We start from the raw sequence: 22,916 nt of genomic DNA on the forward strand, positions 1-22,916 counted from the left end.
CGGCTCCGCCGGTGTTCGCGGGTAAACCCGCTCCCACAGGGCGCGCGGGCTACCCGTGAACTCAGTTCCCTGCGCGACAGCGCAGCCCGAAGGGCTGGGTAATCCCCCAAAAGTACAGCGCTCGATTCAGTGTTTGCGCGATCCTGTGGGAGCGGGTTTACCCGCGAAGGGGCGCGGAGCGACCCCAATTGGTTTAACTGACTGGCATTAGCCAGACAGCGGGCTTTTGGGTCGGCAACGTATCGCCAGGCGGCCCTACCAGAACCACCCACCCCGCGCGAGTTCCTGCTCGCAACTCCGGTACTGCGCCCCGAACACCGAAGCCCGCGCCTGCACCTTCTGCGAAACGTTCTTCAGCCACGGCTTGGCGTCGTAGCTGCGGTTGCGGTAGCCGCCCCAGCCTTCGTGGTAGTTCAGGTACTGGCCATAGGCGTCCCACTTGGACACACCGTTGACCTGCTGGCTCTTCTGCATGTACCAGCCCATGAAGTCGATCGCGTCGGCGAAGTCGTCGCGGGCGGCGCCCCAGCCGCCGGCATCGCGCTTGTAGTCGGCCCAGGTCTCGTCCTTGGCCTGGGCGTAGCCGTAGGCGGTGCTGACCCGGCCCCAGGGGATGAAGCCGAGGAAGTAGTAGCGCGGCGGCAGGGCGTCGTGCTTGAACGAGGACTCCTGGTACATCATCGCCATCGGCACCTGCACCGGCGCCCCCCAGCGCGCCTGCATCTTCAGCGCCGCCTCGTGCCATTTCGGCTTCTCGCGGAAGATCTCGCAGAGGTTGTCGGGGTTGGCCGGGGGCTTGGTGGCGCAGCCGGCAAGCAGCAGGAGCAGGGCTGGCATCAAGAGCCGAAGCATGACGGGGTTCCTTTTGCGGACGTTGGGGGCGCAGGTTGCTGGTGTATCACCAGGTGATTATCTGGGCTGTGAGCTTGGGTGATTACGGGTCACAAAGCGGGTTCACAACCTCGGATCGCCGGGGCCGCTTTGCGGCCCTTTCGCGACACAAGGCCGCTCCTACAGGTGGGCGATGCAAGGCCGTTAGCGGGCGGTTGCCTGCTCGATCAGCAATTGCCAGTTGCGAGCTTCCTGCCAGTCATCGGCAAAGGGCAGTTGAATCCAGTAGGGATGTTGGCCGGCGCTCTGCAACTGCACGTGCAGGGTGAAGGTGCGCACGGTGTCGTGGGTGGTGGTCGAGGTGGAGCGGGACTTGCCGCCGCCGATCATGCCGAACTGATTGTTGAACGCGTAGACGTTGCGCCAGCCGTGCTTGGTGGTGGTCTGGGTGGTGCTGCGGGTGACGGCCTGTTCGTCCACGCGCACTTGCTTGACCACTCGTGGCGCGTCCATCAGCGCATGGCGCTCGCCGACCTCCGGGGCCAGCACATACAGCACGTGGCTGTCGGGGAACACCGCCAGCATGCGCCCACCGCGGCAGACCCAGCGATACGCGCCCAAGGCCTTGCTGGCCAGGAACGCCTTGCCTTCTTCCATCCGTGCAGCATCGAGCGCGCGATAGGCCTTGTCCAGTGCGCGCTGGCGCGGGTACCACAGCACCGACACCGGGTAATACAGCAGCCACAACAGGCACCAGAGCAACACGGCATAGATCGGCCCGCCGATGTAATGGCCCTGCCAGATCCACTTGAGCATCAGGTAGCCGCAGTAGGCGGCCTGGACGCACATGAATGCCAGGGTGACCTGGCGTCTGCGCTGCAGCAGCCGGACTTCGGCCTGGCGTACCTGCTCAAGGGCATGGTTGAGCGGCTCGAGCGCGGCAGTGAAGGTGGTATCGGCGGCGGCAACGTGTTGCTGAACTGACATAGGGCATCCTGCGCATGAAGGCTACGCGCCACTCTGGGCGCGACGGGGCGGGAGTATACCTTGGGTGAAACGCAGGGTTCGAGCCGGGGCAGGATGCTGGATGCGCTGGGCAAGTTACAGGGCTGAGCGTCGAGTAGCATTGCGCTTTGCGGGCCATCGCGGGGCAAGCCCGCTCCCACGAAGACATCAGTGGGTCTGGGCTGGGCAGTTGAACGGGGCTTCCCTTGGTGGTCCTGAATGAGACACCGGCCTCGTCCATCACAAGTGAGGAAGCCACCCCGCCAATCAGCACGTACTGATCGCGATGGCGGCTGAAGTGCTCCCCGAAAAGCGCTAGTCCCCTGACCCCAACCATTCCACCCGCTCCCTCAGTTCATCGAGCGCCATCCGGACGCGCTCATCCTGGGCATTGTCCAGGCTCAGGAACAGGGAAGCTGCATCGGCACGGTTGCCGGATGTATCGAGGGTGTCGTAGGCCCAGATTTCCACCCACGCCTGGGTGTCGTCCACCGATTGGCTGAGGTGTAGCGAACTATCGGCAAGCAGTGCATCAAAACGCCGCTTGGTCATGCCGTAGACGGGCTGCGCGGGTGCGGCCAGAAGCGTTTGACTGGCCAGGGCCGTTTCACCGGCCAGGAAAACACCATTGCCGAGAGCTGGTTCGGCGGAAATTGCGACTTTACGTTTCACCGGGGAGCGCAGGTAAGGCCGAGCCTGATTGAACAGCTCGGACGCGCTGGTGCTGAAGGCATAGGCCTGCACCGCGCCTTTGGGCTGGCTGGCGATCAGCAGGCCAATCTGAAGCAGTTGTTCCACGACCTTCGAGAGGGTCACGCGGCTGTAGGTCAGATCACCCAGGAGTGAGCTGGCCGGGAATGGTGTGTCGATGATCCCTCCTCGATAGAGGCGGGCCAGCAACATGGCCTGGGCGGCGGGGAGCAGTGCGGTGATGGCTGTCTGCACGCGGCGTTGGCGAACACGTTCGCGCAGGTCCATGGCCAGTTCGGGGATGAACAACTGATAACCAGGCTGGATGAAATTGAGCTGATGGTTGATCAGGCTGCGGCGGTCGGCAGCGGACAAAGCAGGGCAGACGTAAACGGGAGTGGCGGGGGTAGCTTGGCTTATCTGGGCGATGTGTTTGGTAAGGGCTACTGCGCCTGGGTAGGTTGGATTGCTGGGGAAGAGCAGCAACACCACCAGCGGCGACGACTTGAACTGGAGGGTGAGTTCGAAGCAGGTATAGGCGTCCAGAAGATGGTAGGGGAGCCTGAGGGGTGCCGGTTTCAGGTGAGCGGGTACACCGAGGACGGACTCAAGGTAGCGCTGGGTGTCCTTGTGTGGGTTGGCCATGTCGAGGGTGTGCCGTGTTAAGTCATTTTCTCACTGTAAACCTGAGTAGTTAACAAATCAAAAAAATGGTTAACAGGCGGTGATTCGTCGAACGGTAAAGGGGACGAAATTCTCTACCGCTGACGGATGAGAAAAACCACTCCCCTTACCCTGACTGGTTCAGTGTCTATGCCGATGATGAACATCCGGAAAATGCGCATGGCTATGTCGAATCGGCGCGTGCACATGCGGGTGGCTGTGCGGCTCGGTGCCGTCCCACTCGAAGTCATGCTCATGCTGATGGTGCTCGTCGTGCGTATGCCGGTGGCTATGATCGAGGGGCTCATGCTGATGCTCATGAACATGGTTTTCCATCAGGTGAATCCACACACCCAAGGCCATCAACGCCGCGGCGAGCAGGAATATCACGGACACCGACTCACCCAGCATCAGGATCGCGACCGCAGCCCCCAGGAACGGCGCGGTGGAAAAGTATGCCCCGGTACGCGCGCTTCCCAGCCCGCGAAGGGCCAGGACGAACAGCACCAGGCTGACGCCATAGCCGAGAAACCCAACCAGCAGGATCGACCCCAACGTGCCCAGGGCCGGCAGTTGCGAGCCGATGGCCAAGGCCAGGCCGCCATTGACCACGCCCGCCGCCAGGCCTTTGCTGCCGGCGATGAACAGCGCGTCCGAGGCTGAGACCTTGCGGGTCAGGTTGTTGTCGATTGCCCAGCACAGGCAGGCGAATGCCACTGCCAACGGGCCGATCCAGTCATGGGCGGTCGCGGTCTCCTGCGGCCATGACAGCACGATACCGCCCAGGACGATGGCAACCATGCCGATGACGATCCGGCGGTCGGCGTTTTCCTTGAACACCACCCACGCCAACACTGCCGTAAGAACCGACTCGAGATTGAGCATCAGCGATGCAGTGGCCCCCGCTGTGCGAGTGAGCCCGAACATCAGCGCCACAGGTGCAAGCACGCCACCGAAGAGGATGGCACCCAGCAACCAGGGCCATTCTCCGGCAGGCAGCCCGGGCCGCTGCCAGCCGCGATCGCGCACAAGGCGGACGAGAGTCAGGCCGATGCCGCTGCCCAGGTAGAGCAGCCCGGCCAGCAGGATGGGCGGGGTATCGACACCCAACAGTTTGGCGAGCGGCGTGCTTGCGCCAAACAATGCCGCTGCAACCAACGCGTAGAGAACACTCAGATTCATGATGGGGCCGCCCTGTCAGGCTGATTGCGTGCAGGAGAGCATCATAGCCTTTCTGCACAAGGGCTGGAGCCAAGCTGTGGTGCTCTGTGGGAGACCCATCGCGGGGCAAGCCCGCTCCCACGCTGATCCTATCGTTGATGTAACAGTTGTCTTCTGGGTGGTAGCCGAGCAGAGTCCACTTACCTTGTCAGGAGACGCCCATGCCATCCGCCGTTTTCGCCGCCGCCCAATGCGCCATTGGTGATGGCGACATCCCCGCCAACCTGGCCTTGCACCTGGCGTTCATGCGCCAAGCCCATGAGCATGGCGTGGAACTGTTGCTCTTCCCCGAACTTTCGCTCACGGGCTATGCCCCCGCCGTGGCCAGTGGCCTGGCGCAGGGCCTGGACACACCGCTGCTGGACCCCCTGCGCCGGTTCGCCCAGGACGCGGGCATGACCACCGTGGTCGGGATGCCGCTCAAGGTACCGGGCCAGGACAAGCCGCGAATTGCGGCCTGCATCCTCCACCCGGATGGCTCGATTGCGGTCTATACCAAGCAGCACCTGCATACCGGCGAGGACGTGTTCTTCAGTGCGGGGAGCGGCGGCGAGCTTTTGTCCGTCGCCGGGCTGTCCGTGGCCTTGTCGGTATGCGCCGATTTCAGCCATCCGGAGCATGCTGCCCAGGCGGCGCAGCGTGGTGCGCAGGTGTACGCGACGGGTGTGCTGATCGGGGAGGGTGGGTATCCGGCGGATAGCGCGTTGCTGCAGGGTTATGCACAGCGGCATGCCATGGCCGTGCTCATGGCCAACCATGGCGGCACCACGGGCGGCTGGGCGGCAGCAGGGCGCAGCGCGTTCTGGGACGAGCAGGGGCGGTGTGTCGTGGCTGCTTCAGGGGCAGGGAATCGGCTGTTGGTCGCTTCCGGGCAAGCGGGTGAATGGCAGGGGCGTGAAGTGTTCGTGTCTCTGGATGCATGGAATTCGAGTCTATAGGTCATCCAGCGTTACCCTGACCCTCTGCGGCGCGGCCAGGCGTTCGCATACCGTGGCGAGCAATGCTTCGTCCTCTTCGGTCAGCAGCACGGGTTTGAACGGCAGTTGCCCGTGCTCAGCGACGTATTGCAGTGCCTGGCGCATCAGTTCGGAAGGGGTTACACCCAGTTTTTCCAGCTCACGGTAGGCGCGCATCTTGAGTTCGTCGTCGATACGCACATTGATGGACGCCATGCTTGCAGCCTTTTTGTAATGACAATTGTCTGTACGGCGAGGCAGGACCAGCAGTTGAGCAAGAGGGCGACGCGATTGCCGACGAGCGTGTCAACCAATGCTCACAGCCCGCCCACCAACTTCGTCTCCAGCACGCCTTTGCGGCCCACGGCCTCGGAAACCACGTGCAACTTGGCATCGGCGGCGCCAAAGCCCATTTTCATCTCCTGCCAGATGAACAGGTTCTTGCCCGGCTGAGCCTCGACTTTGATCATCCTCAAGGTGCCGCCATCGGAAGCAATGGTGTGCGGCCCAGGTGGTACTTCTGCCACCAGGTAGGTGTGGGCCGCCGTTGCACCGATCATGCGGCCGTCGACCAGCACGTTGTACTTTATTGCAGCACCCATCGTTTCATTTCGATAGATGTAGATGCGTGTCATGCCTGGAGTGCTTTCAAAGCGCTTCATTCGTGCATCCACTGTCGGATCGCCTTGCGGGACGGTGACACAAGCAGAGAGCAGCAACAGTGCCGAAGCAGCGAGCATCTTCCTCATCGGACTTCCTTATCTTCCCAAAGTGCCAGGTTGCCAAAGGTTATACGCTGTGCGCGGCTGCATTCCAACAAGAGGGAAAGTATCAGTCGTTGAGTTCTGCCGTCGCGCCGACCTGTGTGGTTGGAGGGCTGGTCATGGTGGTGTCGAACCACACCGGCCAAGAGCTACGATGCCGGTTCTCCACCTGCACGCAAGGAATCAACCGCTCGCGCAACACCTCGGTCCGGCCCACGCTCACCGCCAGCCGATACTTGGCACTGTGCACGCACTCCCGGTCACCAAACTCGCAACGGTCCAGGTTCGTCCCTCCGCAGGGGCCGTTCGCCAGGCCTTTGGGGCAGGTCTCGGGGCAGATGTAGAGCGTGTCCTCCAGCCGGCAGCTGCCGCAGGTATCGCACCCCACCATCGGGCGTTTGATACGCCGCTCCAGCTGATGCAGCCACTGTGCTGCGGTGGGGTTGGCCCACAGCGGCCGGGTCACGGCCCAGCCGAAGGCCTTGCTCAAGGCCGTGGTGCGGCTGAACAGCTGATGGTGCATCGTCGACAGCAGGTGGTAGCGAACCTTTTCCTTGTTGGAGGCGGTGAACTGCCGTTGCCCGAAGCGCCAGGCATGTCCGGGTGGGTGGAAGGTGACCGGCGTCAGCCCAGGTGCCTGCCAGGCCGCTTCCCAGGCCGGGGCCCAGTCCTGCAGTGAGGTGAACTGCGCTTGCAGCGCATCGATGGCCTGCTCCAGCGCCTCGAACTGAGCCACCTCGTGGATACCGGACAGGTGCACACCGGCATAGCCCATCAACTTCAGGCCGATCACCTGCAAGGCCAGGCGATGGTTGGCGCGTTCCCTGGCGTAGGCCTTGGACACCGCCGTTTCGGCGGCCAGCAGCGCGCGCATCGACGGCGTGACGGTTACCCCGGCAACGTGATCGAGCATCCCGGCGCGGCCTTCGGTCAGCGCCATGATGCAGGCCATCAGTGGCTTGGGCCGGGGCTGGCGCTGCATCCAGTCGAAGGCTTCCTGGTGTTTGTCGGTATCGAAACCGAGCTGCAGGATGAACAGGTCGGCGCCGGCGGCGAGTTTCTTTTCGGCCTTGCAGTACTGCGCGCCGCCTTCGGCCTCCTGGTACTTGAATGGGTTGAGCGCGGCGGCCAGCAGCCAGTGGGGGCGGGCCTGGCGGACGATCTGCAAGGCGGCCACGGATTCCAGGTAGCGTACCGGCCGTTCGCCCGGGTTGTGGCCGGGCAGGCGGTCGCCGGTGAGCAGCAGGAGCTGGTCGAGGCCGGCGGCATCCATGCGTTGCAACTGGGCTAGCAGGTCGCGGCGTTCGCGGTCCTTGCCGGAGAAGTGCAGCAGGGCGGGGACGGGGTTCGAGAGACTGCTGAAGGCCTCCAGCGGCGACATGTCCAGGGCGCTGGCGACGCGGTCGCCGATGGCCACGGTCATGGGCCAGCCGCACAGCCGGGTGCGGGCCATGAGGGTTTCGAGGGTGGCGAAACGCTCGGCGCCGGGCTTGGGGACGAATTCCAGGATGCAGGCGAAGGCGTTGGCGTCCAGGGTCGTTTTCAGCAGGCTCATGGGGTGCGGGCTACCGGGTTGGGGCAGGGTGGCAGTGTGCGGCAGATTGGCGGGTGGGGCATGTCTGATTGCGCGGGGGAATGTGTTGATTGAGACATCCTAGGCGACCCAGCCCCCTGTAGGAGCGGCCTTGTGCCGCGAAAGGGCTGCGCAGCAGCCCCAGGATGTCAGTGTTGATGCAACGATCGCCGGGGCCGCGTTGCGGCCCTTTCGCGGCACAAGGCCGCTCCTACAGGCAGATCACCGATCATGAACAGATCTTGAGTTCATCTCAAATTTAATGAGTTTGTCTCACCTTGTTACAGCGCCCAGAATCCCCTCATTCACATTCAAGGCTCGAGGGACGACAACATGGCACTGGCACACAACCTGGGGTTTCCGCGCATTGGCCGCGACCGCGAGCTGAAGAAAGCCCAGGAGGCCTTCTGGAGGGGTGAGCTGGACGAAGCCGGCCTGCGTGCCGTGGGCCGTGGCCTGCGCGCCGCGCACTGGCAGGTGCAGAAGGCTGCGGGCATCGAGTTGCTGCCGGTGGGCGACTTCGCCTGGTACGACCAGGTGCTCACCCACTCGCTGACCTTCGGCGTGATCCCCGAGCGCTTCCGTGCCAAGGACGGTGCCAAGCCGACCCTGCAGACCCTGTTCGCCATGGCCCGAGGGGTGAGCGACAACTGCTGTGGTGGTGCACACGCCCAGGAAATGACCAAGTGGTTCGACACCAACTACCACTACCTGGTCCCCGAATTCACCGCCGACCAGCAGTTCGCCTTGAGCTGGGAACAGCTGTTCGAAGAGGTTGAGGAAGCCAAGGCCCTGGGCCACGCGGTCAAGCCGGTGCTGATCGGTCCGCTGACCTACCTGTGGCTGGGCAAGACCAAGGGCGCCGACTTCGACAAGCTGGAGCTGCTCGACCGCCTGCTGCCACTCTATGACCAGATCCTCAACCGCCTGGCCGTGCAGGGCGTGGAGTGGGTGCAGATCGACGAGCCGATCCTCGCCCTCGACCTGCCGCAGGACTGGAAGAACGCCTACGAGCGCGTCTACAACATCCTCCAGCGCGCACCGCTGAAAAAGCTGATCGCCACCTACTTCGGCGGCCTGGAAGACAACCTGGGCCTGGCCGCCAACCTGCCGGTCGATGGCCTGCACATCGACCTGGTGCGCGCCCCGGACCAGTACCCGACCATTCTCGACCGCCTGCCGGCCTACAAGGTGCTGTCGCTGGGCGTGGTCAACGGCCGCAACGTCTGGCGCTGCGACCTGGACAAGGCACTGGACGTGCTGCGCCATGCCCACGAACGCCTCGGTGATCGCCTGTGGGTGGCACCGTCGTGCTCGCTGCTGCACAGCCCGGTGGACCTGGCGCGTGAAGACCAGCTCGATGACGAGCTGAAGAGTTGGCTGGCCTTCGCCGTGCAGAAATGCCAGGAAGTGGCGCTGCTGGCCAAGGCACTCAACCAGCCCGAGGCGGCCGATGTCGTCGCAGCGCTGGCGCAGAGCCGCGCCGTGCAGCACGCCCGCGCCACCTCGCCGCGTATCCACAAGCCGGCGGTGCAGGCCCGCGTCGCCGCGATCAAGCCCGCCGACAGCCAGCGTGCAACCGCCTTTGAGCAGCGCATTGCCAAGCAGCGTGCCGGGCTGAACCTGCCAGCCTACCCGACCACCACCATCGGTTCGTTCCCGCAGACCTCGGCGATTCGCCTGGCGCGCCAGTCGTTCAAGCAGGGCAAGCTGACCGAGGCGGACTACGTCGAGGCCATGCACAGCGAGATCCGCCATGCGGTGCAGATCCAGGAAAACCTTGGCCTGGATGTGCTGGTCCACGGCGAGGCCGAGCGCAACGACATGGTCGAGTACTTCGCCGAGCAACTGGACGGTTATGTGTTCACCCGCTTCGGCTGGGTGCAGAGCTATGGCTCGCGTTGCGTGAAACCGGCGGTGATCTTCGGTGACTTGAGCCGCCCGAAAGCCATGACCGTGGACTGGATCAAGTACGCCCAGGGCCTGACCCGCAAGGTGATGAAGGGCATGCTGACGGGCCCTGTGACCATGCTGATGTGGTCCTTCCCGCGCGAGGATGTGAGCCGCGAAGTACAGGCCCGCCAGCTGGCGCTGGCGCTCCGCGACGAGGTGGTGGACCTGGAAGCCGCCGGCATCAGGATCGTGCAGATCGACGAGGCCGCCTTCCGCGAAGGCCTGCCGCTGCGCCGCAGTGCCTGGCCGCGCTACCTGGAGTGGGCCACCGAGGCCTTCCGCCTGTGCGCCTCGGGCGTGCGTGACGAAACGCAGATCCACACCCACATGTGCTACAGCGAGTTCAACGACGTGATCGAGTCGATCGCGGCGATGGACGCCGATGTGATCACCATCGAGACCTCGCGCTCGGACATGGAGCTGCTGGAGGCCTTCGAGCGCTTCGACTACCCGAACGAGATCGGCCCGGGGGTGTACGACATCCACTCGCCACGGGTGCCGAGCAAGGACGAGATGGTCAACTTGCTGCGCAAGGCGGCCCGGCGGATTCCGGCCGAGCGCCTGTGGGTCAATCCGGACTGCGGCCTGAAGACCCGCGCCTGGCCGGAGACCGAAGCGGCGCTGGTGAACATGGTGGCGGCGGCGCGGGCGTTGCGCGCCGCAGTCTGAAACCCGCGCTGGCTCCCGATGCGGCAGCCAATGCGCTTCAGAAGGTGCCGCGCAGGGTCACCGAGACATTGCGCGGATCGCCCCAGTAGTAGCCGGTCGGCGTCGGCGCCACCTGCCGGTAGTACTTTTTGTCGAACAGGTTGTTGGCGTTCAGCTGCAGCGAATAGTTGTCGTTGAAGCGGTAGTTGACCATCGCGTTGTACACCGCATACCCCGACTGCGAGGCTTCGGCGCTGCCGCTGCGGTTGTAGATGTCGCTCTGCGCCTGCACGCCGCCGCCCACGGTCCAGGCCTGCAGCTCGCCCGGCAGGCGATAGCTGGTGAACAGGCGCAGCATGCGCTTGGGGTCGGTGGTGCGGATCGGATTGCCGTTGTTGCCGGTGGTGTCCTTGAGGTACTCGGTGGTGTTGTAGGTGTAGCCACCGGTCACGTTCCAGCCCGGCAGCACTTCGCCGGAAATCTCCAGTTCGAAGCCCTGGCTGCGGTTCTTGCCCGCGGCGACCTTGCAGTAGCCGCTGGTGTAGTTGGGCAGGCACGGGTTCGGCCCGCTGAGGTCGTCCAGCGCGTTGCCGACCTGGTAGATGCGGAAGAACGCCAGCGAGGTGTTCAGCCGGCCCTCGTAGAACTCACCCTTTATCCCCGTCTCGTAGGCTTCGCCGGTGACCGGCTCGAGCACGGAGCCGGCGGCATCGGTGTTGGTCTGCGGGTTGAAGATCTCGGTGTAGCTGGCGTAGGTACTGAAGTTCTCGTTGAGGTCGTAGATCAGCGCGGCGTAGGGCACGATCTCGTTGTCGACGCTGAACTTGCCGCTGGCCTTGGTGTTGTTCTCCTGCTCGTAGTCGTACCAGTTGGCGCGGGCGCCGATGATCGCGGTCAGCGGGTCGGCCAGGGAGATGCGCCAGGTGGCATAGGCGCCTTCCTGGGTGGTGCGGGTGCGCACCGGGTGGGCGGTGATGTCGATGTGCGGGTTGGCCAGGCTGGTCTTCGGGTCCCAGGTGCGGATGTCGAACACGCCCGACTGCACATTGTTGGTGGCCGAGGCGTAGGAGTCGTTGCGGATGCGCTCGACGCCCAGCATCAGCTCGTGGGTGCGGCCAAGCAGGTCGAACGGGCCGTTGAGGGTGGCGCTGAGGTTGTTCTGCAGACTTTCGCCGCCATCGCCTTCGGTCACCTGGTAGCTCATCAGGTAAGGGTTGCGGGTCGGGTTGGCGGTGCCGGTGGCGCGGCTGAAGTAGGTCTGCTTGAAGCCGTTGTCGTCCAGCTCGAAGTGGGTGCGCTGGGCCATCAGCTTGAGCGTCCAGTCGTTGTCGAAACGGTGCTCGAGCTCGGCGAAGGTCTGCAGGTTGCTGCGGTTCCAGCGGTTCCAGTCGGCGCCCAGGTAGGTGCTGCGACCGAACGGCAGCGGCGAGCCGTCGTAGTCGGCCGGCAGGTTGCCCCAGGCGCCGGTGGCGTCGAGCTGGGTCCATTCCAGGCCGGTGGTCAGGGTGGTGCTGTCGTCGAGGTCGAAGGCCATCACCCCGTACAGCACGTCCTTGCGCTCCTGGCGCGATTGCTGGAAGTGGTCCTTCTCGTCGTGCACCGCGATCACCCGGCCACGCACGTTGCCGGTCTCGGTCAGCGGCCCGGAGAGGTCGGCGACGTAGCGCTGGGCGTCCCAGGTGCCGAGAGTGACGCTGCCTTCGCCCTGGAACTCGTAGGTGGGGCGCTTGCGCACCAGGTTGACGGTGCCCGAGGGGTTGCCGGCGCCGCGCAGCATGCCGGTGGCGCCGCGCAGGACCTCGGCGCGGTCGAGGATCGCTGAGTCGCTCTGGATGAACGAGCCGCCGCCGCTGCTCTGCACCACGGTGGCGCCGTCGTACTGGATGGCGTCGATCTGGTAGCCGCGCGAGTAGTACTGCACCCGCTCGCTGTCGGTGAGGTTGACCACCACGCCGGGGGTCTGTTCGAGCAGGTTGGTGAGGTTGGTGATGTTCTGGTCGTCGATCCGTTGGCGGGTAACCACGGTCACCGACTGCGGGGTGTGGCGGATGCTTTGCGGGGTCTTGCCGATGGTCACCGCCCCGGTGGTGTAGGAGCCGCTATGCTCGGTGGTCTCGCCCAGGCGGTTGCTGGAGATGCTGGTGGCGCCCAGCTGCAGGGCGTCGCCGACGTCCAGGGCCGGGAGCAGCAGGAAGCTCTTGTCGCTTTCCTGCTGGACCTGCACGTCGCTGCCTTGCAGCAGGATCTGCAGGGCCTGGGCACTGTCATGCCGGCCTTGCACGCCCTGGGTGGTCTTGCCCCGCAGGCTGGTGGCGTCGAACGACAGGTTCAGCCCGCCCTGGCGCGCCAGCTGGTCCAGCGCGGCGGCCAGCGGGCCGGCCGGGATATTCCAGTCGCGCTGCTGGCTCTGGCTGGCGGGCGCGGCAAGGGCGAGGGTCGGCGGCAGGCCGGCGCAGGCCACGCCCAGGCCCAGGGCGGCGGCGCGGATGGCATGGCGCAGGGGGGCGTTGCGGGGGGAACACGGGCGGATCATGAAGCGCTCCTGAAGGTTGGCAGACCACTGTTCGGGCTTGTTTCCTTCAGGCCGGACGAGAATGAGATTCCACCTCATTTATTTTTGCGATGTTTTCAGGCGGCGCCGATGCTCACCCAGAAGCGTGTGCGGTAGTCGACGCGCACCGGCAGGCTACGGGCTACCAGCAGCAGGATCTGGTCGGTGTCGGCCAGCTGGAAGGTGCCGGAAACCTTCAGCCCGGCGACTTCAGGCGCGCAGCGCAGCAGGCCGGGGCGGTAGCGCGACAGTTCGTCGATGAACTCGCCCAGGGGCATCTGCTGCACGCTGAGCACGCCGTCGGTCCAGCCCCAGGGGTCGTTGTGCAGGGTGGCGGGCTGGAAGTCGCCCTGGGCGAACACCTGCAGCACCTCGCCGGGCTTGACCCGATGCGCGGCGGCAGAGGCGGGGAACAGCGTCACCTCGCCCCGGCGCACGGCCAGCAGCAGGCCCTGGGCATTTTCCCGCAGCAGCAGTTGGCCGCCCTGGGTGCTCAGGGCGCCGACGCGGGTGTCGATGCTGAACGGGCGGTTGTCGTTGGCGTTGCCGTCCAGGCTGACCTCGCCGCGCAGCAGGGTCAGCCGGCGCTGCTCGGCGCTGTAGCGCAGGTCGATGGCGCTGGCGGTGTTCAGGCGGATCAGGCTGCCGTCACTGCCCAGCAGCTCGCGGCGCTCGCCGGTGGCGGTGCGGCTGTCGGCCATCAGCGCCGGCAGGCCCAGGGGCTCGCGCGCGGCCCAGCCGACGCTGGCGCCGAGCGCCAGCAGCGACAGCAGCTTGAGGTGGTCGCGCCGGCTCATGCGGCGGCGTTCGCTGCCGGCCAGGGTCTGGCGGCTCAACTCGGCGGGCAGGCTGGCCAGTTCGTCACCGAGGCTGCTGACCCGCTGCCAGGCCTGGGCATGCTGCGGGTGGCTGGCCAGCCAGCGCTGGAACTGCTGTTCGCTGCGTGGGCCGGGGCTGTCGTAGCGCAGTTTCACCAGCCATTCGATGGCCTGGTCGACCTGGGCCTGGGTCGGGTTCTGGTCAGGCATCGGCGTAGCGGATCCGGTAGCAGACACCCAGGGCCTTGGCCAGGTCGCGCTCGACCGTGGCCCGGGAGACGTCCAGGCGTTGCGCGACCTGGGTGAGGGTGAGGCCGTCGAGCTGGGCCAGCAGGAACGCCTGGCGTACTCGTGGCTTGAGGCGTTGCAGGGCGCGGTCGAGGCGTTCGAGGGTGTCGAGGATCAGCAGGCGCTGTTCCTCGCTGGGGGCTTCCAGCTCGGGCAGGCAGGCCAGGCTCTCGAGGTAGGCTTTTTCCAGGGCGCGGCGGCGGAACTGGTCGATCATCAGGCCGCGGGCGATGCTGCTCAGGTAGGCCCGTGGCTCCTTGAGCGGCGAGACCTGGCGCGCCTTGAGCAGGCGCACGAAGGTGTCCTGGGCCAGGTCCGCGGCGTGCTCACGGCAGCCGACCCGGGCACCGAGCCAGCCGCGCAGCCAGCGGTGGTGCGCCTGATAGAGCAGATCGACCTGGGCCGGTTTCAGCGTGTCTTCGATCTGCATCGTCTGGAGAGCCTGCCCGGATAATGTGATTGTTAATAGTTCTCAATTCTATGCGGGGCGTTGCGGGCGGATCAATGGTATGCCAGTAATTCGATGAGCAAGATTGAGCGTTTCACCGATGAACGGTTGCGCTAGGCTGGAGGATCGTGACGTGAGCGAATGCCCTTGATGATCCTTGCAGACCTTTCCCCGCAGGCCTTTGACGATGCCGCCGCCTGGCTGGCCGGGCAGGACCCGGACTGGGCGCGGCATATTGCCGCCGTGGGGCCTTGCCTGCACCGTGCCACGCCCGGGCGCGAGCCGTACGAGGCGCTGGTGCGGGCCATCGCCTACCAGCAGTTGCATGCGCGGGCGGCCGAGGCGATCCTCGGGCGATTGCTGGCGCTGTTCCCGGAGGATGCGTTTCCCTCGCCCGAACAGATGCTGGCGGTGACGCCGGAGGCGATGCGCGCCTGTGGGTTTTCCGCGAGCAAGATCGCCACGGTTCACGGGATCGCCCAGGCGCGTGTGGCAGGCGTGGTGCCCAGCCGGGACGAGGCGCTGCGCATGTCGGATGCCGCACTGGTCGAACGCCTGGTGGCGTTGCGCGGGGTGGGGCGCTGGACCGTGGAAATGCTGCTGATCTACAGCCTGGAACGATCGGATATCCTGCCGGTGGATGATTTTGGCGTGCGCGAGGGGTATCGGCGCATGAAGGGGCTGGACAAGGCGCCGACGCCTGCGCAGATGCGGGTATTGGGCGGGGCGTGGAGCCCGTATCGCACTGTGGCGGCCTGGTACCTGTGGCGGGTTTGAAGAGGGTGGGCTGCCGCACTGGCCTCTTCGCGGGCAAAGACAACGCAAGATTCGGAGTGTTCGCTGCTCGATACCCAGCCACGCTCATCGCATCACTTAGCAGGAGAGGCGTCATGACCCCCGCCCCGACCACCTACACCACCGCCGCCGAACGCTGGCACGCCGTGCAGGCCCGCGACACCGCCGCCACCGGCCATTTCGTCTACGCCGTGCGCACCACCGGCGTGTATTGCCAGCCCGCCTGCAAATCACGCCTGGCCAAGCGCGAGAACGTCGAGTTCTTCGGCAACGCCACCCAGGCCGAGGCCGCCGGCTACCGCCCGTGCAAGCGCTGCAAGGGCGGGCAGGGCAGCCGGCGCACTGAGCTTGTGGCCCGCGCCTGCCGCCTGATCGAGGCCAGCGAGACCGCACCCAACCTCGACCAGCTCGGCAGCGAACTGAACGTCAGCCCGTTTCACCTGCACCGCCTGTTCAAGGCCGAGACCGGCCTGACCCCCAAGGCCTACGCCTCGGCCTTCCGCGCCCAGCGTCTGCGCGAGCGCCTGGACGCCGCCGGCAGCGTCACCGAAGCCATCTTCGACGCTGGCTACAACTCCAACAGCCGCTTCTACGAAAGCGCCGGCGAGCGTCTGGGCATGCGCCCCAGGGAATACCGTGCCGGCGGCCAGGGCGCGACCATCCGCTTTGCCCTGGCCCAATGCGCCCTCGGCGCGATCCTGGTGGCCCAGAGCGAACGGGGCATCTGCGCGATCCTGCTCGGTGACGAGCCCGAGCCCTTGCTCAAGGACCTGCAGGACAAGTTCCCCAAGGCCCAGCTGATCGGCGGCGATGATGCCTTCGAGCGGCTGGTGGCCGAGGTGGTCGGCTTCGTCGAGGCCCCGGCCCTGGGCCTGGCGCTGCCCCTGGATGTGCAGGGCACCGCGTTCCAGGAGCGGGTCTGGCAGGCGCTGCGCGAGGTGCCGGCCGGGACCACGGTCAGCTACACCGATATCGCCGAGCGCATCGGCGCGCCCAAGGCCGTGCGGGCAGTGGCCCAGGCCTGCGCGGCCAACGCGATCGCCGTGGCCATTCCCTGCCACCGGGTGGTGCGCCGCGACGGCGACCTCAGCGGCTACCGTTGGGGCATCGAACGCAAGCGCCAACTGCTGGACCGAGAGACGGCACTCTCCTGAGCCTCCAGACCGCGTAGAATTCACGCCCTGTCGAGTTGTGTAGAGGAACATTCGATGAGGCGTGTCAGCCTTGACCGATTCTATGCGGGGATTTTCGCCCTGCTGTTGTGCCTGGCCGTGCCGGCCTGGGCCGCGCCAGCCACGCCGGTATCGCGCCTGGCCGTGGCCGAGCAGCAAGTGCTGGACGAGAACGCCAGCCTGGAGGAGTTGAGCGAACGGCTCGACCAGATCCGCCAGGGCGTCACCAGCAACGCCAACGACGACCTGCTCGCGCAGTTGCGCCAGTCGGCCTTGCAGGTGCAGCGCCAGGCCGATGTGCTGGTCACCCAGCGCACCGCCGACGTGCAGCGCCTGGACGACCAGCTCAACGTGCTCGGCCCGCCGCTGGAGGAGGAGGCCGAGAGCCTGACCCGCCAGCGCAAGCAGCTCAACGACGAAAAGAACAAGCTGGTCGCCGAGCAGAAGGACGCCACCACGCTGACCCAGTCGGCCCGTGACCTGTCGACACAGATCGTCAACCTGCGCCGTAGCCTGTTCAACTCGCAGATCACCAGCCGCGCCGCCAGCCCGCTGAGCCCGGCGTTCTGGTCGAGCCTGATCCGCCCCACCGACGACGACGTGGCGCGCCTGCGCGACCTGCGTGGCGAGGTGTCGGACGCCATGGCCAGCGCCTTCAGCGCCGAGCACCGATGGCTGTTCATCACCGCGCTGGTGGCGGCGGTGCTGGTCTGGACCCTGGTGCGCCGGGTGCTGGAGCGCCTGCTGGCCGACGCGATGATCCGCTGGCTGCCCGAAGGCCGCCTGCGTCGCAGCGCCCTGGCGCTGAGCGTCAGCCTGGCGACCCTGGGCACCATCTCCGGCTCCGTGTCGTTACTGCGCTGGGGCCTGGAGAGCAGCGCGGATCTGGGCACGGACCTCGCCAGCCTGACCAACCACATCCTCACCCTGGTGATCTTCAGTGCCTTCATTTCGGGCCTGGGCCGCGCCATGCTGATGTTGCAGCGTCCGTCCTGGCGCCTGCCGCCGATCGCCGACGAAGTGGCCAGCGCCCTGGGCTGGTTCCCCAAGGTACTGGCCCTGGCGCTGATGGTGCTGCTGACCCAGGAGCGCATCAACAGTGTGATCGGCACCAGCCTGGCGCTGACCCTGGCCACCAACGGCCTGACCGCGCTGGTGGTGTCGTTGCTGTTCGTCGTGGCCCTGCTGCGCTATCGCCGTGCCCACCGCCAGCATGACCTGGAGCGGCCCAAGGGCCTGGCCGGGCTGATCCCGTTCGTGATCGTGGTGTGGGTGCTGGCGATCCTGCTGACCCTGCTTGCCGGCTACCTGACGCTGGCCTACTTCCTTACCGCCAAGCTGCTGTGGATCAGCGTGGTGGTGGTCTGTGCCTACCTGCTGGTCACGGTGTTCGGCGACCTGTGCGAGACCTTGCTGTCGCCGCGCCAGCCCGGTGGCCTGGCGCTGGCCTCGGCGCTTGGCCTGCAGCAACGCCACCAGGCCCAGGCCAGCACCGTGCTGGCGGGCATCGGCCGCACGCTGCTGCTGTTCGCCGCCGCGTTGCTGGTGTTCATGCCTTCGGGCACCAGCCCGGGCGAGCTGCTGCTGAGCCTGGCGGACTGGGACGGCACCGGCGGCAAGGTGCTGGGCAACCTGAACATCGTGCCCCAGGACATCTTCCTGGCCGTGGCGATCTTCCTCGGAGGCTGGTTCGCCATTCGCGTGGTCAAGCGCTGGCTGAGCGAGCGACTGCTGCCGGAAACCGACATGGACGCCGGCATGCGCGCCTCGCTGGTGACCCTGGTCGGCTACCTGGGCTTCCTGTTCCTGGCCATGCTGGTGATGTCCACCCTGCACATCAACCTGACCAGCCTGACCTGGGTGGTCAGTGCGCTGTCGGTGGGTATCGGTTTCGGCCTGCAGCAGATCGTGCAGAACTTCATCTCCGGCCTGATCCTGCTCACCGAGCGTCCGGTGAAGGTGGGCGACTGGGTGAGCCTGGCCGGTGTCGAGGGTGATATTCGCCGGATCAACGTGCGCGCCACCGAGATCCAGATGTCCGACCGCTCGACGGTGATCGTGCCCAACTCGCAGTTCATCTCGCAGAACGTGCGCAACGTGACCATGGCCAATGCCCTGGGGGTGGTCAGCGTTACCCTGACACTGCCGCTGGAAACCGATGCCAACCATGTGCGCGAGCTACTGCTGGCGGCGTACAAGGAGCATGAGTCGATCCTCGACGCGCCGGCCACGTCGGTGACCTTCAAGGACCTGACCAGCAGTGGCATGGTGATTGCGGTCAGTGGCTACGTGGCCTCGCCGCGACAGGTGTCGAGCACGCGCAGCGACCTGCTGTTTACCATTCTCGGGCGCTTGCGCGACGAGGGCATCGCCCTGTCGTCGCCGCAGAGCATGGTGTTGGTGCAGGAGAATGGGCGACCGGCCGACGAGCCGGCGTGAGGCCATCTCGGCTCTTGTAGGAGCGGCCTTGTGCCGCGAAAGGGCCGCAAAGCGGCCCCGACGATCTTTGCTCAACACTGAAATCTGGGGCCGCTACGCGGCCCTTTCGCGGCGCAAGGCCGCTCCTACAGGGATCGTGCAAGAATTGATGACGCGGGTTGGCCTCGCGATGTTTTCAATGCTGCTTGGCTCGTCGAATCCGCAGCAGGATGACCAGCAGCACCAACCCCGCCACCGGTGCCATCCCCAGCATCGCCTCCCGCGCCGTCAATCCCGCCCCCAGCACATTCAACCCGCCATACAGCAGCTTGAACAGGTTCAGCAGGTAGTAGGTGATGGCAATGATCGACAAGCCTTCCACCGCCCGCTGGATCTTCACCTGGGCGTCGGCCCGGGCATTGAGGCTGCGCAGGATCTCGGCGTTCTGCTCCTCCATCTCTACCTGTACCCGGGCTTGCAACAAGTCGCCCAGGTTGGCGACGTTCTTCGCCAGCTGTTCCAGCCGCTGCTCGGTGGCCGCGCAGTAGCGCAGGGTCGGCTTGAAGCGTCGCTCGATGAACACCCCCAGGCGCTGGCAGTCGGCGACATGGCTCTCTCGCAGTTCGCCCAGGCGTTCGAACACCAGCTGCGCATAGGCCTGACTGGCGCCGAAACGATGGCGGGTCTGCACCGTGCGGTCGACCACCTGGCGCGACAGGTGGGCGATGGCTTCGAGCAGGGCCTTGGAGTCGTGTGCCGCGCTGCTGGCGCCGCGCTCGGAAAGGCTCACCAGGGTGGCGTCGAAGTCGTCCAGCTCCTGGCTCAGGGCCTTGGCCGTGTCCAGGGTCAGCGAGGCCATCATGCGGTAGGTCTCGATCTCCAGCAGGCGGCGGATCATGCGGCCCTGGCGGTAGGCGTTGAGCCGGCGGTTGATGAACAGGAAGCGGTTGGTGCCGTCCTCGGTCAGGCGGAAATCGCTCCACACCACCGCATCGCCGCCGCCGACGCTGGACCCGCAGGGGTCCTTGAAGCCATAGCGGCCGAGGTCGAGGTCCTGTTCGTCGCGAACCAGTACCTGCACGGCGTTGATCACCTGCGCCGCCTGCGGGGCGATGGCCTCGGCGAGCACGGCGGGCAGGGGTTGCCAGTCGCTGTCGTGGGTCGTGCAGGGCACCACCAGGGTCAGGGTGAAGAATTCGGTGTGGCGTTCCCACTTGAACGGGTGGCCGTACAGCCGGGTGATGCCCTGGGCCGCATGGGTATCGGGGGCCTCGGGGCAGCAGCGTTGCAACAGGGCCTGGCAGGCGCTGGCGTCGCCGAGCACGGCAAGGTGGAAGACATGCGCCGGGTCGTCGAAGTACAGCGACGGGCGGGCGTGCAGTTCGTTGTGCAGGGCGGTGCGAAGAGGATGCATGGGTGGGCTGGCCTGGTGTTGTGATTGTGGGGCTACCAGGAGGTGTGACTTCGCAGGGCAGGGCAAAAGTCACGGGGTGCCGGGGCCGTGTGTTCGGGATTTACACCTGCCTGTGTAGGAGCGGCCTTGCCGAGGCGTCGGACCGGCCGGAAAGGGCCGCAAAGCGGCCCCGGCGATCTGTCTTGTGGCGCAGAGCCTGGGGCCGCTTCGCGCCCCTTTCGCGGCACAAGGCCGCTCCTACAGGGATCGTGCAGGGCAGGTCTCTTGGCGTCAGCCGCAAGAGCAGCGGTTCAATGCATGCTCCGCCAGTGCCCGCCCCATCTGCACGTTGTGCGCGGCGTTCACCAGCATCCCCAGCCCGGGTTCGCCGGCCAGGGCGCAGCAGTACTCGTCGATGGTGTCTTCGATACCGCGCATCAGCTGGATGGCGTGAAGCAGCGCTTCGGTGGTGGGCATATCGTCGTTGATGGTGAAGAAGGGGCGGTTGAGCGATTTGGCAGGGGGTGGATCAGGAACGATCTTTTTCATCGCGAATCTCCCAGGTTAGTCAGGAGCTGCACGCTGATCCCTCTCACAGGATTGGGTGGCAGCTGTACGCAGGGTGAGAGACCGGAAACCTGGGAACCCGGCCAGGACGAATCCTGCCCGCGCACAGCTGCCGCAAAGGCTGCAAACCAGATCTCAGGCTCTCACACCTGATCGTCAGAACGACGACCTGGGGAAGTTAGTCCTGCTGATGGCCCTCGACAATTCAGACGCGTCGGCAGCGTGCGTAGGGTAATTCCCAAGCTGTTCTGCTTTGAAGCACTTTGTTTCAGGTTCGGAAATGTCTTACGGCTGAAGAGGTGTTGATTGTCGTGGGAGCGGGCTTGACCCGCGATGGGTTCCAAGTGATATCGCGAGAAGGCGACCTTGTGTTCGCCGATAGCCTTGCAGCGCTTATGAGATCGAGCGCCGCCCGCGCGGCGCATCGCGACGCAAGGCCGCTCCTACATCTGTTTCGGGCCAATCAATCCTGTGCCATTACCGGGTCCGCCTTGTTGGTACGACGCGGTTTCAGTGTAGGCACCACTGGCGCCTCACCTGTCTCAAGGCATGCACCAAGGCGGGCAACCATGGCCTGACAGGTTCGGCACGTTGCAACAAATGTAGGAGCGGCCTTGCGTCGCGATGCGCCGCGCGGGCGGCGCTCGATCTCGCAGGCGCTGCAAGGCTGCCGTCGAACACCTGCCAGCCTCACGCGCCCTGTGAAAGGGCTCAGCTACTCACCCCAAACACCGCGTCACATGCTTCACCGACTGATACCCCGAAAGCCCCCAAGGCCCAAGCTCTCGGCCAATGCCGCTGCCCTTGGTCCCGCCCCACGAGGTTTCGACGAACACCGCCTGCACCGAATTGATCCACACATGCCCGACCTCCAGCGCATCGGCCACGCGCTCGGCGCGGTCCAGGTCGGCGGAGCAGACAGTGGCCACCAGCCCGAAGCGGCTGTCGTTGGCCTGGGCGATGGCCTCGGCCTCGTTGCCGAAGCGCCGTGCGCACAGCACCGGGCCGAAGATCTCCTCGCTCCACAGGCGGCTGCTCACTGGCACATCCACGTACAGCGTCGGGCTGACGAACCAGCCGTCACGGTCCAGCGCCTTGCCGCCGGCCAGGCACTTCAGGCCCTCTTCGCGGGCGGTGGCGAAATAGCCGGCGACCTTGAGCCACTGCGCCTGGCTGGTCAGCGGTCCCATGTCCACTTCTTCCGCCAGCGGGTTGCCCACCCGCAATGCTTCCAGCGCCGCCTGCAAGCGCGGCAGCAGGGCGTCGGCGATGCCGTCCTGCACCAGCAGGCGCGAGGTGGCCGAGCACATCTGCCCGGCGTTCCAGGTGATGCCGGCGACGATCCACTCCACCGCCTGGTCGACATCGCAATCGTCGAACACCACGATGGCCGACTTGCCACCCAGCTCCAGCGTCACTGGGCGGCATTGGGCGGCGGCGGCGCGCATCACCTGGCTGCCAACGCCGTTGCTGCCGGTGAACGACAGTTTGTCCAGGCCATTGTGACCACTCAGGGCGGCGCCGGTCTCGGCCTTGCCGCCCACGATGTTCAGCACGCCGGCCGGCAGGCCCAGCACCTCGGCGATCTGGCCGTAGGCCTGCTCGATCAGCGGGGTGACCTCGGAAGGTTTGAGCACCACGGTGCAGCCGGCCGCCAGGGCCGGGGCGAGCTTCCAGGCACTGGTCACCAGCGGGAAGTTCCACGGCACGATCAGGCCGACCACGCCCACCGGTTCCAGACGGGTGCGGGCAGTGAAGCCCGGCGCGGCCAGGGGCACGTCGCGGTTCTTCGCCGGCAGTTGCTCGGCGAGGTCTGCGTAATAGGCGAAAGTGGCGATGGCGTCGTCCAGGTCGATTTCGGCCTCATGGCGCGGCTTGCCGTTGTTGCGCATCTGCAGGGCGATCAGTTCGTCGCGGCGCTGACCCAGCTGTTCGGCGAAGCCGCGCAGGTAGGTGGCGCGCTCGGCGGCGCTGACCGTCTTCCACGATGCCAGAGCACGGCGCGCGGCGGCCACGGCCTGGTCGACCTGGGCGCTGCTGGCGGCCATCAGTTCGGCGAACGGCTGACCGTCGGACGGGTTGTGCACAACGATGCAGTCGCTGCCCTGGCCTTCGACCCAGCGGCCGTCGATGTAGTGAGGTGTGGTCATGGTCGGATTCCA

General features: G+C 65.9%; 18 protein-coding genes. 5 read left to right on the forward strand and 13 right to left on the reverse strand.

Annotation, left to right across the window (positions count from 1 at the left end):
• Window positions 1-255 precede the first annotated feature (255 nt).
• From AC0MAZ_RS07600 to AC0MAZ_RS07615, 4 genes are all read right to left on the reverse strand, one after another.
• Window positions 256-852, reverse strand: a complete 597-nt coding sequence (locus tag AC0MAZ_RS07600) for a transglycosylase SLT domain-containing protein (protein ID WP_011535688.1) — start codon at window positions 850-852, stop codon at window positions 256-258.
• A gap of 183 nt (window positions 853-1,035) precedes the next feature.
• Window positions 1,036-1,818, reverse strand: a complete 783-nt coding sequence (locus AC0MAZ_RS07605; RefSeq protein WP_475860798.1) for a hypothetical protein — start codon at window positions 1,816-1,818, stop codon at window positions 1,036-1,038.
• A gap of 333 nt (window positions 1,819-2,151) precedes the next feature.
• Entirely contained in the window at window positions 2,152-3,171 is a 1,020-nt protein-coding gene (locus AC0MAZ_RS07610; protein WP_475860799.1) for a hypothetical protein, read from the reverse strand.
• Window positions 3,172-3,330: 159 nt separating this feature from the next.
• Window positions 3,331-4,371 (reverse strand): DMT family transporter, encoded by a 1,041-nt coding sequence (locus tag AC0MAZ_RS07615; RefSeq protein ID WP_475860800.1) that lies wholly within the window; start codon window positions 4,369-4,371, stop codon window positions 3,331-3,333.
• A gap of 200 nt (window positions 4,372-4,571) precedes the next feature.
• Between AC0MAZ_RS07615 and AC0MAZ_RS07620 the strand changes: the two genes are divergently transcribed.
• A complete protein-coding gene (locus AC0MAZ_RS07620) occupies window positions 4,572-5,348 on the forward strand; it encodes a carbon-nitrogen hydrolase family protein (protein WP_475860801.1) in 777 nt (258 codons plus the stop codon).
• On the opposite strand, the gene AC0MAZ_RS07625 is transcribed toward AC0MAZ_RS07620, so the two are convergent.
• The 3 genes from AC0MAZ_RS07625 to AC0MAZ_RS07635 all read right to left on the reverse strand — a co-directional run bounded on the left by AC0MAZ_RS07625 (window position 5,343) and on the right by AC0MAZ_RS07635 (window position 7,685).
• Window positions 5,343-5,582, reverse strand: coding sequence for a type II toxin-antitoxin system RelB/DinJ family antitoxin (locus AC0MAZ_RS07625; RefSeq protein ID WP_475860802.1), 240 nt, complete (start codon window positions 5,580-5,582; stop codon window positions 5,343-5,345). The genes AC0MAZ_RS07620 and AC0MAZ_RS07625 overlap by 6 nt on opposite strands.
• A 101-nt stretch (window positions 5,583-5,683) precedes the next feature.
• Window positions 5,684-6,115 carry a DUF2846 domain-containing protein gene (locus AC0MAZ_RS07630; RefSeq protein ID WP_475860803.1) on the reverse strand — a complete coding sequence of 144 codons (432 nt, stop codon included), beginning with the start codon at window positions 6,113-6,115 and terminating at the stop codon, window positions 5,684-5,686.
• Window positions 6,116-6,197: 82 nt separating this feature from the next.
• The gene (locus tag AC0MAZ_RS07635; RefSeq protein WP_475860804.1) at window positions 6,198-7,685 is read right to left on the reverse strand and encodes a methylenetetrahydrofolate reductase C-terminal domain-containing protein; all 1,488 of its coding nucleotides are present in this window, start codon (window positions 7,683-7,685) and stop codon (window positions 6,198-6,200) included.
• 351 nt (window positions 7,686-8,036) lie between these two features.
• On the opposite strand from AC0MAZ_RS07635, the gene metE reads away from it, so the two are divergent.
• Window positions 8,037-10,325 carry a 5-methyltetrahydropteroyltriglutamate--homocysteine S-methyltransferase gene (gene metE, locus AC0MAZ_RS07640; RefSeq protein WP_475860805.1) on the forward strand — a complete coding sequence of 763 codons (2,289 nt, stop codon included), beginning with the start codon at window positions 8,037-8,039 and terminating at the stop codon, window positions 10,323-10,325.
• A gap of 37 nt (window positions 10,326-10,362) precedes the next feature.
• On the opposite strand, the gene AC0MAZ_RS07645 is transcribed toward metE, so the two are convergent.
• The 3 genes from AC0MAZ_RS07645 to AC0MAZ_RS07655 all read right to left on the reverse strand — a co-directional run bounded on the left by AC0MAZ_RS07645 (window position 10,363) and on the right by AC0MAZ_RS07655 (window position 14,391).
• Entirely contained in the window at window positions 10,363-12,837 is a 2,475-nt protein-coding gene (locus AC0MAZ_RS07645) for a TonB-dependent siderophore receptor (RefSeq protein WP_475860806.1), read from the reverse strand.
• Between the two features lie 95 nt (window positions 12,838-12,932).
• Complete coding sequence (locus AC0MAZ_RS07650) at window positions 12,933-13,883, reverse strand: FecR domain-containing protein (protein ID WP_232854753.1); 951 nt, start codon at window positions 13,881-13,883, stop codon at window positions 12,933-12,935.
• Window positions 13,876-14,391 carry a sigma-70 family RNA polymerase sigma factor gene (locus AC0MAZ_RS07655; RefSeq protein ID WP_475860807.1) on the reverse strand — a complete coding sequence of 172 codons (516 nt, stop codon included), beginning with the start codon at window positions 14,389-14,391 and terminating at the stop codon, window positions 13,876-13,878. Before AC0MAZ_RS07655 ends, AC0MAZ_RS07650 begins: the two co-directional genes overlap by 8 nt.
• Before the next feature lie 168 nt (window positions 14,392-14,559).
• Here AC0MAZ_RS07655 and AC0MAZ_RS07660 point away from each other — a divergent pair, with 168 nt between their 5' ends.
• The 3 genes from AC0MAZ_RS07660 to AC0MAZ_RS07670 all read left to right on the forward strand — a co-directional run bounded on the left by AC0MAZ_RS07660 (window position 14,560) and on the right by AC0MAZ_RS07670 (window position 18,815).
• Entirely contained in the window at window positions 14,560-15,186 is a 627-nt protein-coding gene (locus AC0MAZ_RS07660) for a DNA-3-methyladenine glycosylase family protein (RefSeq protein ID WP_475860808.1), read from the forward strand.
• 113 nt (window positions 15,187-15,299) lie between these two features.
• Window positions 15,300-16,358 (forward strand): bifunctional DNA-binding transcriptional regulator/O6-methylguanine-DNA methyltransferase Ada, encoded by a 1,059-nt coding sequence (gene ada / locus AC0MAZ_RS07665; RefSeq protein WP_475860809.1) that lies wholly within the window; start codon window positions 15,300-15,302, stop codon window positions 16,356-16,358.
• A gap of 54 nt (window positions 16,359-16,412) precedes the next feature.
• Window positions 16,413-18,815, forward strand: a complete 2,403-nt coding sequence (locus AC0MAZ_RS07670; protein WP_475860810.1) for a DUF3772 domain-containing protein — start codon at window positions 16,413-16,415, stop codon at window positions 18,813-18,815.
• A 175-nt stretch (window positions 18,816-18,990) separates the two neighbouring features.
• Here AC0MAZ_RS07670 and AC0MAZ_RS07675 read toward each other — a convergent pair whose 3' ends face one another.
• The 3 genes from AC0MAZ_RS07675 to AC0MAZ_RS07685 all read right to left on the reverse strand — a co-directional run bounded on the left by AC0MAZ_RS07675 (window position 18,991) and on the right by AC0MAZ_RS07685 (window position 22,904).
• Window positions 18,991-20,208 carry a DUF3422 domain-containing protein gene (locus AC0MAZ_RS07675; protein ID WP_254464376.1) on the reverse strand — a complete coding sequence of 406 codons (1,218 nt, stop codon included), beginning with the start codon at window positions 20,206-20,208 and terminating at the stop codon, window positions 18,991-18,993.
• A 270-nt stretch (window positions 20,209-20,478) separates the two neighbouring features.
• A complete protein-coding gene (locus tag AC0MAZ_RS07680; RefSeq protein WP_084943163.1) occupies window positions 20,479-20,736 on the reverse strand; it encodes a hypothetical protein in 258 nt (85 codons plus the stop codon).
• A gap of 737 nt (window positions 20,737-21,473) precedes the next feature.
• Complete coding sequence (locus AC0MAZ_RS07685) at window positions 21,474-22,904, reverse strand: aldehyde dehydrogenase family protein (RefSeq protein WP_475860811.1); 1,431 nt, start codon at window positions 22,902-22,904, stop codon at window positions 21,474-21,476.
• Window positions 22,905-22,916: the final 12 nt, after the last annotated feature.

The sequence above is a fragment of the Pseudomonas sp. A genome (assembly GCF_056270345.1).